At 57.7% G+C, this 15,641-nt stretch carries 11 protein-coding genes, 1 tRNA gene and 1 pseudogene; all 13 read right to left on the reverse strand.

The features are described 5' to 3' along the window. Positions 1-41: 41 nt before the first annotated feature. Entirely contained in the window at positions 42-2,189 is a 2,148-nt protein-coding gene (gene fusA / locus ACF8R4_RS25365; RefSeq protein ID WP_060501590.1) for an elongation factor G, read from the reverse strand. A 30-nt stretch (positions 2,190-2,219) separates the two neighbouring features. Beyond that, positions 2,220-2,690, reverse strand: a complete 471-nt coding sequence (gene rpsG / locus ACF8R4_RS25370) for a 30S ribosomal protein S7 (RefSeq protein WP_003246741.1) — start codon at positions 2,688-2,690, stop codon at positions 2,220-2,222. Positions 2,691-2,796: 106 nt separating this feature from the next. Further along, complete coding sequence (gene rpsL, locus ACF8R4_RS25375) at positions 2,797-3,168, reverse strand: 30S ribosomal protein S12 (RefSeq protein WP_003255492.1); 372 nt, start codon at positions 3,166-3,168, stop codon at positions 2,797-2,799. Positions 3,169-3,379: 211 nt separating this feature from the next. Next, positions 3,380-7,579, reverse strand: coding sequence for a DNA-directed RNA polymerase subunit beta' (gene rpoC / locus ACF8R4_RS25380; protein WP_016715870.1), 4,200 nt, complete (start codon positions 7,577-7,579; stop codon positions 3,380-3,382). Between the two features lie 64 nt (positions 7,580-7,643). After that, complete coding sequence (gene rpoB / locus ACF8R4_RS25385; protein ID WP_016715871.1) at positions 7,644-11,717, reverse strand: DNA-directed RNA polymerase subunit beta; 4,074 nt, start codon at positions 11,715-11,717, stop codon at positions 7,644-7,646. 220 nt (positions 11,718-11,937) lie between these two features. Next, positions 11,938-12,303: a 50S ribosomal protein L7/L12 gene (rplL, locus tag ACF8R4_RS25390; protein ID WP_003255496.1), complete on the reverse strand. Its 366-nt coding sequence runs from the start codon at positions 12,301-12,303 to the stop codon at positions 11,938-11,940. A 77-nt stretch (positions 12,304-12,380) separates the two neighbouring features. Continuing rightward, entirely contained in the window at positions 12,381-12,881 is a 501-nt protein-coding gene (gene rplJ / locus ACF8R4_RS25395) for a 50S ribosomal protein L10 (RefSeq protein ID WP_016715872.1), read from the reverse strand. Positions 12,882-13,078: 197 nt separating this feature from the next. Then, positions 13,079-13,774 carry a 50S ribosomal protein L1 gene (rplA, locus tag ACF8R4_RS25400; protein ID WP_060501592.1) on the reverse strand — a complete coding sequence of 232 codons (696 nt, stop codon included), beginning with the start codon at positions 13,772-13,774 and terminating at the stop codon, positions 13,079-13,081. Then, positions 13,774-14,205: a 50S ribosomal protein L11 gene (gene rplK, locus ACF8R4_RS25405; protein ID WP_003255500.1), complete on the reverse strand. Its 432-nt coding sequence runs from the start codon at positions 14,203-14,205 to the stop codon at positions 13,774-13,776. The genes rplA and rplK overlap by 1 nt, the downstream gene beginning before the upstream one ends. Positions 14,206-14,324: 119 nt before the next feature. After that, positions 14,325-14,858: a transcription termination/antitermination protein NusG gene (gene nusG / locus ACF8R4_RS25410; RefSeq protein ID WP_003255501.1), complete on the reverse strand. Its 534-nt coding sequence runs from the start codon at positions 14,856-14,858 to the stop codon at positions 14,325-14,327. Positions 14,859-14,867: 9 nt separating this feature from the next. Then, positions 14,868-15,236, reverse strand: coding sequence for a preprotein translocase subunit SecE (gene secE, locus ACF8R4_RS25415; RefSeq protein WP_003255502.1), 369 nt, complete (start codon positions 15,234-15,236; stop codon positions 14,868-14,870). 44 nt (positions 15,237-15,280) lie between these two features. Then, positions 15,281-15,356 (reverse strand) — tRNA-Trp (locus ACF8R4_RS25420). Positions 15,357-15,410: 54 nt separating this feature from the next. Continuing rightward, a pseudogene (locus ACF8R4_RS25425) lies at positions 15,411-15,641 on the reverse strand (elongation factor Tu); the annotation flags it as partial.

Consider the following 15,641-nt stretch of genomic DNA (forward strand, 5'->3'; position numbering starts at 1 on the left):
TTTTCTTTAGCCACGACAGTGAACCTCTTGCCTAAAGGGGATTAGCCTTGTTTTTTAACGAGTGCTTCGACGATGTTCGACGGAGCTTCGGCGTATTTGGAGAATTCCATGGAGTAGCTTGCGCGACCCTGAGACATGGAACGAACGTCGGTTGCGTAACCGAACATCTCTCCGAGCGGAACTTCAGCGCGGACGACACGGCCAGAGACCGACTCATCCATACCCTGTACCAGACCACGACGACGGTTCAGGTCACCCATCACGTCACCCAGGTAGTCTTCCGGGGTTACAACTTCGACCTTCATGATCGGCTCGAGAACCACGCCACCACCCTTCTGGGCCAGTTGCTTGGTTGCCATCGAAGCAGCGATTTTGAACGCCATTTCGTTGGAGTCGACGTCGTGGTACGAACCATCGAATACCGCGGCCTTCAGGCCGATCAGAGGATAACCGGCAACAACGCCGTTTTTCATCTGCTCTTCGATACCCTTCTGGATCGCAGGGATGTATTCCTTAGGAATCACACCACCAACGACTTCGTTAGCGAACACCAGACCTTCGGTGATGTTGCCTTTTTCGTCCTGATCTGGCTCCGAGAAACGGATCCAGCAGTGACCGAACTGACCACGACCGCCCGACTGACGAACGAACTTGCCTTCGATCTCGACGTTGGACTTGGTGATCTTCTCGCGGTACGAAACCTGCGGCTTGCCGATGTTGGCTTCGACGTTGAACTCGCGCTTCATACGGTCAACGAGGATGTCCAGGTGCAGCTCACCCATACCGGAGATGATGGTCTGACCGGTCTCTTCGTCGGTTTTGACGCGGAACGACGGGTCTTCCTGAGCCAGCTTGCCCAGTGCGATACCCATCTTCTCCTGGTCAGCCTTGGTTTTCGGCTCTACGGAGAGCGAAATCACAGGCTCAGGGAAGTCCATACGCTCGAGGATGATCGGCTTGTCGGCGTTGCACAGGGTGTCACCGGTGGTGACGTCCTTCATGCCGATCAGAGCAGCGATGTCGCCTGCACGTACTTCCTTGATTTCTTCACGCTGGTTGGCGTGCATCTGCACCATACGACCAACGCGCTCTTTCTTGCCCTTAACCGAGTTGATGACGGAGTCACCGGAGGTCAGGAAGCCCGAGTAGACGCGAACGAAGGTCAGAGTACCAACGAACGGGTCGGTGGCAATCTTGAACGCCAGCGCCGAGAACGGCTCGTCGTCGTCAGCATGACGCTCGTCAAATTGCTCTGGCTTGACTTCGTCCTTAGGCACGTCGATCAGGTCAGGGTGGATACCCTTGATCGCCGGGATCTCGGTCGGAGCAGGCAGGAAGTCGATAACAGCGTCGAGAACCAGGGGAACACCCTTGTTCTTGAAGGACGAACCGCAGACAGCCGGCACGATCTCGCTAGCCAGGGTGCGCGCACGCAGGCCTGCTTTGATCTCTTCGACCGACAGCTCACCTTCTTCAAGGTACTTGTTCATCAACTCTTCGCTGGCTTCGGCGGCGGCTTCAACCATGTTGTTGCGCCATTCTGCAGCCAGCTCCAGCATATCGGCAGGAATATCTTCCTCGCGATAGGTGGTGCCCTTGTCGTCATCGTTCCAGTAGATGGCTTTCATCTTGATCAGGTCAACCTGACCCTGGAAGTTGTCTTCCGCACCGATAGCCAGCTGGATCGGAACCGGGGTGTGACCCAGACGGTTTTTGATCTGACCGACGACGCGCAGGAAGTTAGCGCCGGCACGGTCCATTTTGTTCACGTAAACAACACGTGGAACGCCGTACTTGTTGGCCTGACGCCATACGGTTTCGGACTGTGGCTCAACGCCGGAGGTACCGCAGAATACGACGACGGCGCCGTCGAGTACGCGCAGCGAACGTTCTACTTCAATGGTGAAGTCAACGTGGCCGGGGGTATCGATGACGTTTACGCGGTAGTTGTCGTACTGACCACGGGAACCTTTCCAGAAAGTGGTAACGGCAGCGGAGGTAATGGTGATACCGCGCTCCTGCTCCTGCACCATCCAGTCGGTGGTCGCGGCGCCGTCATGCACCTCGCCCATTTTGTGGCTCAGACCTGTGTAGAACAGGATCCGCTCGGTAGTGGTGGTCTTGCCCGCGTCAACGTGGGCACAGATACCGATGTTACGGTAGCGGTTAATTGCTGTAGTACGAGCCATAAAGCCCTCGCGAAAAGATTGATGCTTGAATTAGAAGCGGTAGTGCGAGAACGCTTTGTTGGCTTCGGCCATACGGTGCACGTCTTCACGCTTCTTGACTGCAGCACCCTTGCCTTCAGCAGCATCCAGCAGTTCGCCGGCCAGGCGCAGAGCCATCGACTTCTCGCCGCGCTTACGGGCGTAGTCTACGAGCCAGCGCATTGCCAGAGCATTACGACGGGATGGACGAACTTCAACCGGAACCTGGTAAGTGGCACCGCCAACACGACGGGACTTAACTTCGACCAGCGGAGCGATGGCGTCGAGAGCTTTCTCGAAGATTTCCAGGGGGTCGCTGTTCTTGCGTGCTTTGACGGTATCCAGGGCACCGTAAACGATGCGCTCGGCTACAGCCTTCTTGCCGCTTTCCATCACGTGGTTCATGAACTTGGCGAGGATCTGGGATCCGTACTTCGGATCGTCAAGGATCTCACGTTTTGCTGCTACACGACGTCTTGGCATGATAAGCCCTCAAACGGTCTTCAGGTTAGCCCGGGACGTGGGTCTTCGACCCCTGCCCGACCTTACTCTTATCGACTCAAAAAAATGGATGTCTGCAAACGGCCGATTACTTCGGACGCTTGGTACCGTATTTCGAACGACCCTGGTTACGGCCTTTAACGCCCGAAGTATCCAGAGAGCCGCGAACGGTGTGGTAACGAACACCTGGCAAGTCTTTTACACGGCCGCCACGGATCAGGACGACGCTGTGCTCTTGCAGGTTGTGGCCTTCACCACCGATGTACGAGGAAACCTCGAAACCGTTGGTCAGACGCACGCGGCATACTTTACGCAGTGCCGAGTTAGGTTTTTTCGGCGTGGTGGTGTACACACGGGTGCACACGCCACGACGCTGCGGGCAGTTCTGCAGCGCAGGAACGTCGGACTTCTCGACCGAACGCTTACGCGGCTGACGTACCAGCTGGTTGATAGTTGCCATCTACTAGCTCCACTGATTGTCTTGCGACTCTATTGTCTTGCAAGAAAGCCAAAAATTGGCGAGACGGAGCCTCACCAAATTTAAGGGTACAAAAGTCTAAAGAGGATCTTGCACCCAGTCAAGACGAGGCCCCGGCCCTCCCCGCCCGATCATCGGCAACATTTCATGTCACCGACGGTCGTTCGAGGCTTGCCGGGGCCCTGCCCTGTACTTAGTTACCGCTGGAGTTCAGCGCTTCGGTCAGTGCGGCTTCCACCTCACTGGCGCTCACACGCAGCGGCTTGTCGGCATCACGGCGACGCTTGCGCTCGCTGTGGTAGGCCAGACCAGTACCAGCCGGGATCAAACGACCCACGACCACGTTCTCTTTCAGGCCGCGCAGGTAGTCGCGCTTGCCGGTTACCGCCGCTTCGGTCAGTACGCGGGTGGTTTCCTGGAAGGAAGCCGCGGAGATGAACGACTCGGTCGACAGCGACGCCTTGGTGATACCCAGCAGCACGCGGGTGAACTTGGAGATGAACTTGTCCTCGCCGGCGAGACGCTCGTTCTCTACCAGTACCTGGGTCAGTTCCATCTGGTCGCCCTTGATGAAGCTGGAATCGCCCGACTCGGAGATCTCGACCTTGCGCAGCATCTGACGCAGGATGGTCTCGATGTGCTTGTCGTTGATCTTCACGCCTTGCAGACGGTAAACGTCCTGGATCTCGTTGACGATGTACTTCGCCAGCGCGCTCACACCCAGCAGACGCAGGATGTCGTGCGGGTCGCTCGGGCCGTCGGAAATAACTTCACCACGGTTTACCTGCTCACCTTCGAAGACGTTCAGGTGGCGCCACTTTGGAATCAGCTCTTCGTACGGATCGCTACCGTCGGTCGGAGTGATGACCAGGCGACGCTTGCCCTTGGTCTCTTTACCGAATGCGATGGTGCCGCTGACTTCAGCCAGAATCGAGGCTTCTTTCGGGCGACGCGCTTCGAACAGGTCGGCAACGCGCGGCAGACCACCGGTGATGTCACGGGTCTTCGACGTTTCTTGCGGGATACGCGCGATAACGTCACCAACACCGATCTGGGCACCGTCAGCTACACCAACGAGGGCGTTGGCCGGCAGGAAGTACTGGGCAGGTACGTCGGTACCTGGCAGGTACAGGTCCTTGCCAGCAGCATCGACCATCTTGATTGCCGGACGGATTTCCTTGCCTGCGGCAGGGCGATCCTTGACGTCCAGCACTTCAATGTTGGTCAGACCGGTCAGTTCGTCAGTCTGACGCTTGATGGTGATGTTTTCTTCCATGCCCACGAAGGTCACGGTACCTTTCAGCTCGGTAACGATCGGGTGGGTGTGCGGGTCCCACTTGGCGACGATGGCGCCAGCTTCGACCTTCTCACCTTCCTTGACCGAAATCACCGCACCGTAAGGCAGCTTGTAACGCTCACGCTCACGGCCGAATTCGTCGGCAATGGCCAGCTCGCCCGAACGCGATACGGCAACCAGGTTACCGTCGGCACGCTCAACCTGCTTCAGGTTGTGCAGACGCACCATACCGCCGTTCTTCACCTGGACGCTGTCGGCAGCCGAAGTACGGCTTGCAGCACCACCGATGTGGAACGTACGCATGGTCAGCTGGGTACCCGGCTCACCGATCGACTGTGCAGCGATAACGCCGACAGCTTCACCGATGTTCACCTGGTGACCGCGAGCCAGGTCGCGACCGTAGCACTTGGCGCAGATGCCATAGCGGGTTTCGCAGTTGATCGGCGAACGCACGATCACTTCGTCGATGCTGTTCAGCTCGATGAACTCGACCCACTGCTCGTCAACCAGGGTACCGGCCGGAACGATAACGTCCTCGGTGCCTGGCTTGAACACGTCACGGGCGATGACACGACCCAATACACGCTCACCCAGTGGCTCGACAACGTCGCCGCCTTCGATGTGCGGAGTCATCAGGAGGCCTTGGTCGGTGCCGCAGTCGATCTCGGTAACGACCAGATCCTGGGCAACGTCTACCAGACGGCGAGTCAGGTAACCGGAGTTCGCAGTCTTCAAGGCGGTATCCGCCAGACCCTTACGAGCACCGTGAGTCGAGATGAAGTACTGAAGTACGCTCAGACCTTCACGGAAGTTCGCGGTGATCGGCGTCTCGATGATGGAGCCGTCCGGCTTGGCCATCAGACCACGCATACCGGCCAGCTGACGGATCTGGGCTGCGGAACCCCGCGCACCCGAGTCAGCCATCATGTACATCGAGTTGAAGGACTCTTGCTCGACTTCTTTGCCTTCGCGGTCGATGACCTTCTCTTTCGAGAGGTTGGCCATCATCGCCTTGGACACTTCATCGTTCGCCTTCGACCACAAGTCGATGACCTTGTTGTACTTCTCGCCCTGGGTTACCAGGCCGGAGGCGTACTGGCTCTCGATTTCCTTCACTTCGTCGGTAGCGTTACCGATGATGCGGGCTTTCTCGTCCGGGATAACGAAGTCGTTAACACCGATGGAAACGCCGGAAATGGTCGAGTAAGCGAAACCGGTGTACATCAACTGGTCAGCGAAGATAACGGTCTCTTTCAGACCAACCACGCGGTAGCACTGGTTGATCAGCTTGGAGATCGCCTTTTTCTTCATCGGCTGGTTGACCACGTCATACGGCAGACCTGCCGGTACAACCTGGAACAGCAGCGCACGGCCGACGGTGGTGTCGACGATGCGGGTGTTCTTGACCACCGAACCATCACGCTCTTTCACGGTTTCGTTGATACGAACCTTGATTTTCGCGTGCAGGGCAGCTTCGCCGGCGCGGAATACGCGGTCGACTTCCTGCAGGTCGGCAAACACGCGACCTTCGCCCTTGGCGTTGATGGCTTCACGGGTCATGTAGTACAGACCCAGTACAACGTCCTGCGACGGAACGATGATTGGCTCACCGTTGGCTGGCGAAAGGATGTTGTTGGTCGACATCATCAGCGCGCGCGCTTCGAGCTGGGCTTCCAGCGTCAGCGGCACGTGAACGGCCATCTGGTCACCGTCGAAGTCGGCGTTGTACGCAGCACAGACCAGCGGGTGCAGCTGAATAGCCTTACCTTCGATCAGAACCGGTTCAAAGGCCTGGATACCCAGACGGTGCAGGGTAGGTGCACGGTTGAGCAGTACGGGGTGTTCGCGAATCACTTCGGCAAGAACGTCCCACACCTCTGGCAGCTCGCGCTCGACCATCTTCTTAGCGGCCTTGATGGTGGTCGCCAGACCACGCATTTCCAGCTTGCCGAAAATGAACGGTTTGAACAGCTCGAGAGCCATCTTCTTCGGCAGACCGCACTGGTGCAGACGCAGGGTCGGGCCTACGGTAATTACCGAACGGCCGGAGTAGTCCACACGCTTACCGAGCAAGTTCTGACGGAAGCGACCTTGCTTACCTTTGATCATGTCGGCCAGGGACTTCAGCGGACGCTTGTTCGAGCCAGTGATGGCGCGACCGCGACGGCCGTTGTCCAGCAGGGCGTCGACCGCCTCCTGCAGCATGCGCTTTTCGTTGCGCACGATGATGTCCGGCGCCGACAGATCCAGCAGGCGCTTCAGACGGTTGTTACGGTTGATCACCCGACGATACAGGTCGTTCAGGTCGGAAGTCGCGAAGCGGCCACCATCCAGCGGAACCAGCGGACGCAGGTCCGGCGGCAGCACTGGCAGGACGGTCAGGACCATCCACTCAGGCAGGTTGCCCGAGCCCTGGAAAGCTTCCATCAGCTTCAGACGCTTGGACAGCTTCTTGATCTTGGTTTCCGAGTTGGTCTGCGGAATCTCTTCGCGCAGGCGACCGATCTCGTGCTCCAGGTCGATAGCGTGCAGCAGCTCGCGGACAGCCTCGGCACCCATGCGGGCGTCGAAGTCGTCACCGAACTCCTCCAGCGCTTCGAAGTACTGCTCGTCGTTCAGCAGCTGGCCCTTTTCCAGGGTGGTCATGCCCGGGTCGATAACGACATAGCTCTCGAAGTAGAGCACGCGCTCGATGTCACGCAGGGTCATGTCCATCAGCAGGCCGATACGGGACGGCAGCGACTTCAGGAACCAGATGTGGGCTACCGGCGAGGCCAGTTCGATGTGCGCCATGCGCTCACGACGAACCTTGGCCAGGGCAACCTCAACGCCGCACTTCTCGCAGATTACGCCGCGGTGCTTGAGGCGCTTGTACTTGCCGCACAGGCACTCGTAGTCCTTGACTGGGCCAAAGATCTTGGCGCAGAACAGGCCGTCACGCTCAGGCTTGAACGTACGGTAGTTGATGGTTTCCGGCTTCTTAACTTCACCGAACGACCACGAACGGATCATTTCAGGCGACGCCAGACCGATGCGGATGGCGTCGAACTCTTCGACTTGACCCTGGTTTTTCAGCAAATTCAGTAGGTCTTTCAAGGCCTTTCCTCCTGGCGGAGCAGGGAGCGGGCATTACCTGCCCCACTCCCCTTCGCGTCACGTGTTATTCGGTTTCCAGATCGATATCGATACCGAGCGAACGGATCTCTTTGATCAACACGTTGAAGGACTCGGGCATGCCCGGCTCCATACGGTGATCGCCATCCACGATGTTCTTGTACATCTTGGTACGGCCGTTCACGTCGTCCGACTTCACTGTGAGCATTTCTTGCAGGGTGTATGCCGCGCCGTATGCTTCCAGCGCCCACACTTCCATCTCCCCGAAACGCTGACCACCGAACTGCGCCTTACCACCCAGCGGCTGCTGGGTAACCAGGCTATAGGAACCAGTGGAACGCGCGTGCATCTTGTCGTCCACCAAGTGGTTCAGCTTGAGCATGTACATGTAACCAACGGTCACAGGACGCTCGAACTTGTTGCCGGTACGGCCATCGAACAGCACCATCTGGCCGCTTTCTGGCAGATCAGCCAGTTTCAGCATTGCCTTGATCTCACGCTCTTTGGCACCGTCGAAGACCGGGGTAGCCATCGGCACGCCTTTCTTCAGGTTGTGGGCCAGAGCCAGGATCTCTGCGTCGGTGAACTCTTCGAGGTTTTCCTGACGACCGCCGATCTCGTTGTAGACCTCGGTCAGGAACACGCGCAGTTCAGCGGCTTTGCGCTGCTCTTCGAGCATGCGGTCGATCTTCTCGCCCAGGCCCTTGGCCGCCAGGCCCAGGTGGGTTTCAAGGATCTGACCAACGTTCATACGCGAAGGTACGCCCAGCGGGTTCAGTACGACATCGACCGGAGTACCGTTGGCATCGTGCGGCATGTCTTCAACCGGCATGATGACCGAGACAACACCCTTGTTACCGTGACGACCGGCCATCTTGTCACCCGGCTGGATGCGACGGCGGATTGCCAGGTAGACCTTGACGATCTTCAGTACGCCCGGAGCCAGGTCATCGCCCTGCTGCAGCTTGCGCTTCTTGTCTTCGAACTTGTCGTCCAGCAGACGGCGACGGTCGACGATGTACTGCTGAGCCTTTTCCAGCTGCTCGTTCAGTGCATCTTCAGCCATGCGCAGTTTGAACCACTGGCCGTGCTCCAGACCGTCCAGCACTTCGTCAGTGATCACGGTGCCTTTCTTCAGGCCCGCGCCACCGTCGACCACCTGGCCGTTCAGGGCAGAACGCAGACGCTCGAAGGTTGCGCCTTCGACGATGCGGAACTCTTCGTTGAGGTCCTTGCGGATCTCGTCCAGCTGCATCTTCTCGATGGCCAGGGCGCGGCTGTCGCGCTCTACGCCATCACGGGTGAAGACCTGTACGTCGATGACGGTACCCTTGGTGCCGGTTGGCACACGCAGGGAGGTGTCCTTAACGTCGCTGGCCTTCTCACCGAAGATTGCGCGCAGCAGTTTTTCTTCCGGAGTCAGCTGGGTTTCGCCTTTTGGCGTGACCTTGCCAACCAGGATGTCACCAGCGCCGACTTCGGCACCCACGTAGACGATACCGGCTTCGTCCAGTTTGTTCAGTGCAGCCTCACCCACGTTCGGGATGTCCGCAGTGATTTCCTCTGGGCCAAGCTTGGTGTCACGCGCCACACAGGTCAGTTCCTGGATGTGGATGGTGGTGAAGCGGTCTTCCTGAACCACACGCTCGGACAGGCAGATGGAGTCTTCGAAGTTGAAGCCGTTCCACGCCATGAACGCGATGCGCATGTTCTGACCCAGTGCCAGCTCACCCATGTCGGTGGACGGGCCGTCGGCCATGATGTCGCCACGCTGAACCTTGTCGCCCTTGCTCACCAGCGGACGCTGGTTGATGCAGGTGTTCTGGTTCGAACGGGTGTACTTGGTCAGGTTGTAGATATCCACACCTGCTTCGCCGGTTTCCACTTCGTCGTCGGCAACGCGAACAACGATACGGCTGGCGTCGACCGAGTCGATCACACCACCACGGCGAGCAACCACGCAGACACCGGAGTCACGGGCAACGTTGCGCTCCATGCCAGTACCTACCAGCGGCTTGTCGGCACGCAGGGTTGGTACAGCCTGACGCTGCATGTTCGAACCCATCAATGCACGGTTGGCGTCGTCGTGCTCGAGGAACGGAATCAGCGAGGCAGCAACGGAAACAACCTGCTTCGGCGAAACGTCCATCAGGGTGACGTCTTCCGGCGCCTTGACGGTGAATTCGTTCAGGTGACGAACCGCTACCAGCTCATCGATCAGTTGCTTCTTCTCGTTCATCGCGGCCGAAGCCTGGGCGATAACGTGATCAGCTTCTTCGATGGCCGACAGGAACACGATGTCGTCGCTGACAACGCCTTCCTTCACCACGCGATACGGGCTTTCCAGGAAGCCGTACTGGTTGGTGCGGGCATAGGCTGCCAGGGAGTTGATCAGACCGATGTTCGGACCTTCAGGGGTCTCGATCGGGCACACACGGCCGTAGTGGGTCGGGTGTACGTCTCGGACCTCGAAGCCGGCACGCTCACGGGTCAGACCGCCAGGGCCGAGTGCAGAGACACGGCGCTTGTGGGTGATCTCGGAGAGCGGGTTGTTCTGGTCCATGAACTGGGACAGCTGGCTGGAACCGAAGAACTCTTTCACCGCCGCCGCAACCGGCTTGGCGTTGATCAGGTCTTGCGGCATCAGGCCTTCGCTTTCCGCCATCGACAGGCGTTCCTTGACCGCGCGCTCTACACGCACAAGGCCAACGCGGAACTGGTTCTCGGCCATTTCACCAACGCAACGTACGCGACGGTTACCGAGGTGGTCGATGTCGTCAACGATGCCTTTGCCGTTACGGATATCGACCAGGGTCTTCAGCACCTCGACGATGTCTTCCTTGCTCAGCACGCCCGAACCTTCGATCTCGGTACGACCGATACGACGGTTGAACTTCATGCGGCCAACGGCGGACAGGTCGTAACGCTCGGCGCTGAAGAACAGGTTGTTGAACAGGGTCTCGGCTGCATCCTTGGTTGGCGGCTCGCCTGGACGCATCATGCGGTAGATCTCGACCAGAGCTTCCAGCTGGTTGCTGGTGGTGTCGATCTTCAGGGTGTCGGAGATGAATGGACCGCAATCGATGTCGTTGGTGTACAGGGTCTCGATACGGACAACCTGTGCCTTGGCGACCTTGATCAGCAGTTCGGTGGTCATCTCGGTGTTGCATTCGGCCAGGATCTCGCCGGTAGCCGGATGCACGATGGCCTTGGCGGTAGTGCGGCCCAGGACGTATTCCATTGGAACGTCCAGCTGCTTGACGCCGGCTTTTTCGAGCTGGTTGATGTGGCGCGCGGTAATACGGCGGCCTTGCTCGACGATGACTTTGCCGGTTTCGTCATGGATGTCCATGACTGCAACTTCACCACGCAGACGTTGAGGCACCAGTTCCAGGCTGAGTTTTTCGCCGGAAATGTGGAACACGTTGGTGGTGTAGAAGGTGTTCAGCACTTCTTCAGTGCTGTAGCCCAGGGCGCGCAGCAGCACCGAAGCCGGCAGTTTGCGGCGACGGTCGATACGCACGAACACGCAGTCCTTCGGGTCGAACTCGAAGTCCAGCCAGGAGCCGCGGTAAGGGATGATGCGAGCGGAGTACAGCAGCTTGCCGGAGCTGTGGGTCTTGCCACGGTCGTGGTCGAAGAACACACCAGGCGAACGGTGCAGCTGGGAAACGATCACACGCTCGGTACCGTTGATAACGAAGGTACCGTTCTCAGTCATCAGGGGGATTTCACCCATGTAGACTTCTTGCTCTTTGATGTCCTTGATCGCTTTGTTCGACGATTCCTTGTCGAAGATGATCAGGCGCACCTTGACCCGCAGTGGGACCGCGAAGGTCACGCCACGCAGGACACATTCCTTCACATCGAAGGCCGGTTCGCCCAGGCGATAGCCTACGTACTCCAGGGCAGCATTGCCGGAGTAGCTGATGATCGGGAATACCGATTTGAAGGCCGCGTGCAGGCCGACGTCGCGGAACTGATCCTTGGATGCTCCCGCTTGCAGGAATTCGCGATACGAATCCAGCTGGATGGCCAGGAGGTAAGGCACATCCATGACGTCCGGCAACTTGCTAAAGTCCTTGCGGATACGTTTTTTCTCAGTGTATGAGTAAGCCATCAGCGTTCCCCAGCTTGGTCACCTGCTTGTTTGGCTTCTCCCGGCGGGAGCAGCCAGAAAATCGTGCAAACCCCTTGGTTTGCGCCACCCACATGGGTGTCTTGCAGCTTGTTATCGGGGCCGGCCTGACCGACCACCAATAACGGAAAAAGGCCGGTGGCGTAAGCCACCAGCCGTCAGCCCTTCGCTCAACGCTCAGGCTGGCATCGCAAGGTCGAGATTACTTCAGCTCGACTTTAGCGCCTGCTTCTTCCAGCTTCTTCTTAGCGTCTTCAGCGGCTTCTTTCGAAACGCCTTCAGCTACAACCTGAGGAGCGCCATCGACTTTCTCTTTGGCTTCTTTCAGGCCCAGACCGGTCAGTTCGCGAACGGCTTTGATCACGTTCACTTTCTTGTCGCCGGCTTCAACCAGAACAACGTTGAACTCGGTCTGCTCTTCAACAACGGCAGCAGCAGCAGCTGGGCCAGCAGCGGCAACAGCAGCGGTAACGCCGAAGGTTTCTTCCATCGCTTTGATCAGCTCAACAACTTCCAGAACGGTTTTCTGGCCGATTGCTTCGATGATTTGTTCGTTAGTCAGAGACATGACTTAAATCCTGTATTGGGGTGACAGCCTACGCAGCCATCAAATTAAACGTATGATTTTGAAAGAGTTCGCGCGCCTTAGGCGGCGGTAGCTTCTTTCTGGTCGCGAATGGCTGCCAGAGTACGAGCCAGCTTGCTGGTGGCGCCTTGGATCACGCTCATCAGTTTTGCGATAGCTTCGTCGCGGGTCGGCAGGGTAGCCAACACGTCGATCTGGTTCGCTGCAATGAAATTGCCGTCAAACGCAGCTGCCTTGATCTCGAACTTGTCCTGACCCTTGGCGAACTCTTTGAACAGACGAGCGGCAGCGCCCGGGTGTTCGTTGGAGAAAGCAATCAGGGTCGGGCCTTTGAACGCGTCGTTGAGGATCGAAAATTCGGTGCCTTCAACAGCGCGCTTCAGCAGGGTGTTACGTACAACACGTACGTAAACGCCAGCTTCGCGGGCCTCTTTACGGAGTCCGGTCATTGCGCTTACAGTCACACCACGGGCATCAGCCACGACAGCGGACAGAGCGACTTTGGCAGCCTCGTTGACTTCAGCGACGATGGCCTTCTTGTCTTCGAGTTTAATTGCCACGGGTTTACTCCTGGTTTTTACCGTTTCACCTGGCCGAAGCCTGATGTCGTTTTGGTGTCTGATTCGGTAACGAATCGGGAGCACCATCTGCGTGGGCTGGTGTTTTAAGGCTTGCGCCGCCTACGGTCTTGGATAGCCCCCGCCAGGCAGGGACCCCAATTTTTGCTGGTGGCGTGACAGGTCACACCACCATGTTCTTACACGTTCAGCGAGCTCTGATCGATGACCAGACCTGGGCCCATGGTGGTGCTCAGGGTAACGCGCTTGACGTAGATACCTTTCGAGGAAGCTGGCTTGATACGCTTCAGGTCAGCGATCAGGGCTTCAACGTTTTCCTTCAGCTTGCCAGCTTCAAAGCCGATCTTGCCAACGGAGGTGTGGATGATACCGTTTTTGTCGGTGCGGTAGCGAACCTGACCAGCCTTGGCGTTTTTCACGGCAGTGGCTACGTCTGGAGTTACGGTACCGACTTTCGGGTTAGGCATCAGGCCGCGAGGACCCAGAACCTGACCCAGCTGACCTACAACGCGCATGGCATCAGGCGATGCGATGACAACGTCATAGTTCAGGTCGCCGCCTTTCATTTCGGCAGCCAGGTCGTCCATACCTACGCGGTCGGCGCCGGCAGCCAGAGCGGCTTCAGCAGCTGGACCCTGGGTGAAGACAGCAACGCGAACGGTCTTGCCAGTGCCGTGTGGCAGCACAGTAGCGCTACGTACGACCTGGTCGGATTTACGCGGATCAACACCGAGGTTAACGGCGATGTCGTAGGACTCTACGAACTTGGCAGCAGGCAGCGAGGCCAGCAGAGTTGCCGCTTCTTCGAAGTTGTAGGCCTTGCCTGCTTCGATTTTTTCGGCGATTGCCTTTTGGCGTTTGGTCAGCTTAGCCATTACACACCCTCCACGTTCAGGCCCATGCTGCGGGCAGAGCCAGCGATGGTGCGTACAGCAGCGTCCAGGTCAGCGGCAGTCAGGTCAGCCTGTTTGGCTTTCGCGATGTCTTCCAGCTGAGCACGGGTAACGGTACCGACTTTAACGGTGTTCGGGCGAGCCGAACCACTGGTCAGGCCAGCAGCTTTCTTCAGCAGAACCGAGGCAGGGGTGCTCTTGGTCTCGAAAGTGAAGCTACGGTCGCTGTAAACAGTGATGATCACAGGAGTCGGCAGGCCGGCTTCTTGACCCTGGGTACGGGCGTTGAAGGCCTTGCAGAATTCCATGATGTTCACACCGTGTTGACCCAGTGCTGGACCAACGGGTGGGCTTGGGTTGGCCTGGCCGGCCTTAACTTGCAGCTTGATGTAAGCCTGAATCTTTTTAGCCATGAGCTACTCCAAAATCGGGTACAAACGCCTGTTGGCTCCCCGGATGACTTGCGTTTTATCCCAGTGACGACAAAACCCCGCAGCACACAGGGCTGCGGGGTATGGGATGCTTCGTCCGCCTAGACCTTTTCGACCTGGCTGAACTCGAGCTCTACCGGGGTAGAGCGACCGAAAATGAGCACTGCAACCTGCAAACGGCTCTTCTCGTAGTTAACCTCTTCGACACTACCATTGAAGTCAGCGAACGGACCGTCAATGACTCGAACCACTTCACCTGGCTCGAACAGCGTCTTCGGCTTCGGCTTGTCGCTACCGTCGGCAACGCGACGCAGGATAGCCTCAGCTTCTTTATCGGTGATCGGCGCAGGCTTGTCTGCAGTGCCACCAATAAAGCCCATCACACGAGGGGTATCCTTGACCAAGTGCCAAGTCCCTTCGTTCATCTCCATCTGGACTAATACATAGCCAGGGAAGAATTTACGCTCACTCTTGCGCTTCTGGCCGTTGCGCATTTCGACGACTTCTTCGGTCGGGACCAGGATCTCGCCGAAACCGTCTTCCATGCCAGCCAGCTTGACGCGCTCGATCAGGGAGCGCATTACATGCTTCTCGTAACCCGAGTAAGCATGCACAACATACCAACGCTTAGCCACGGGACACCTTTAGCCAACGATCAAGGAGACCGCCCAGCCGAGCAGGGAATCGAGCCCCCACAGCAGCAGTGCCATAACCAGCACGACAGCCACGACAATCAGCGTGGTCTGGGTGGTTTCCTGGCGGGTCGGCCACACGACTTTACGAATCTCGGTACGAGCTTCCTTCGCCAGCGCAAAGAACGACTTGCCCTTCGCAGTCTGCAGAGCTACAAAGCCCGCGACAGCAGCCAGGACGAGAAGAACGAGAACGCGATACAGGATTGGAGAGGCGGAGTAATATTGATTACCCACAACACCAACAACCACCAAAGCCACTACAGCCAGCCACTTGAACAGATCAAAACGCGATTCTTGGGCTTCAGTTTTGGGGGTCATCGAGGAGGATCCTGTAAGAAGAAAGCCATCACACCGAGGTGAAATGGCAGGTCAGGAGGGAATCGAACCCCCAACCTACGGTTTTGGAGACCGTCGCTCTGCCAATTGAGCTACTGACCTGTAACGCTGTATCAGGCCGGCCATTATACCGGCCTGATCAAGTAAATCAACTACTTATTCAATAATTTTTGCTACGACGCCGGCGCCGACGGTACGACCGCCTTCACGGATAGCGAAGCGCAGACCGTCTTCCATTGCAATGGTCTTGATCAGGGTAACAGTCATCTGAATGTTGTCACCTGGCATTACCATTTCAACGCCTTCCGGCAGCTCGCAGTTACCGGTCACGTCAGTGGTACGGAAGTAGAACTGAGGACGGTAGCCTTTGAAGAACGGAGTGTGACG

This window comes from Pseudomonas sp. FYR_2, assembly GCF_043106425.1.
Lineage (GTDB): Bacteria > Pseudomonadota > Gammaproteobacteria > Pseudomonadales > Pseudomonadaceae > Aquipseudomonas > Aquipseudomonas monteilii.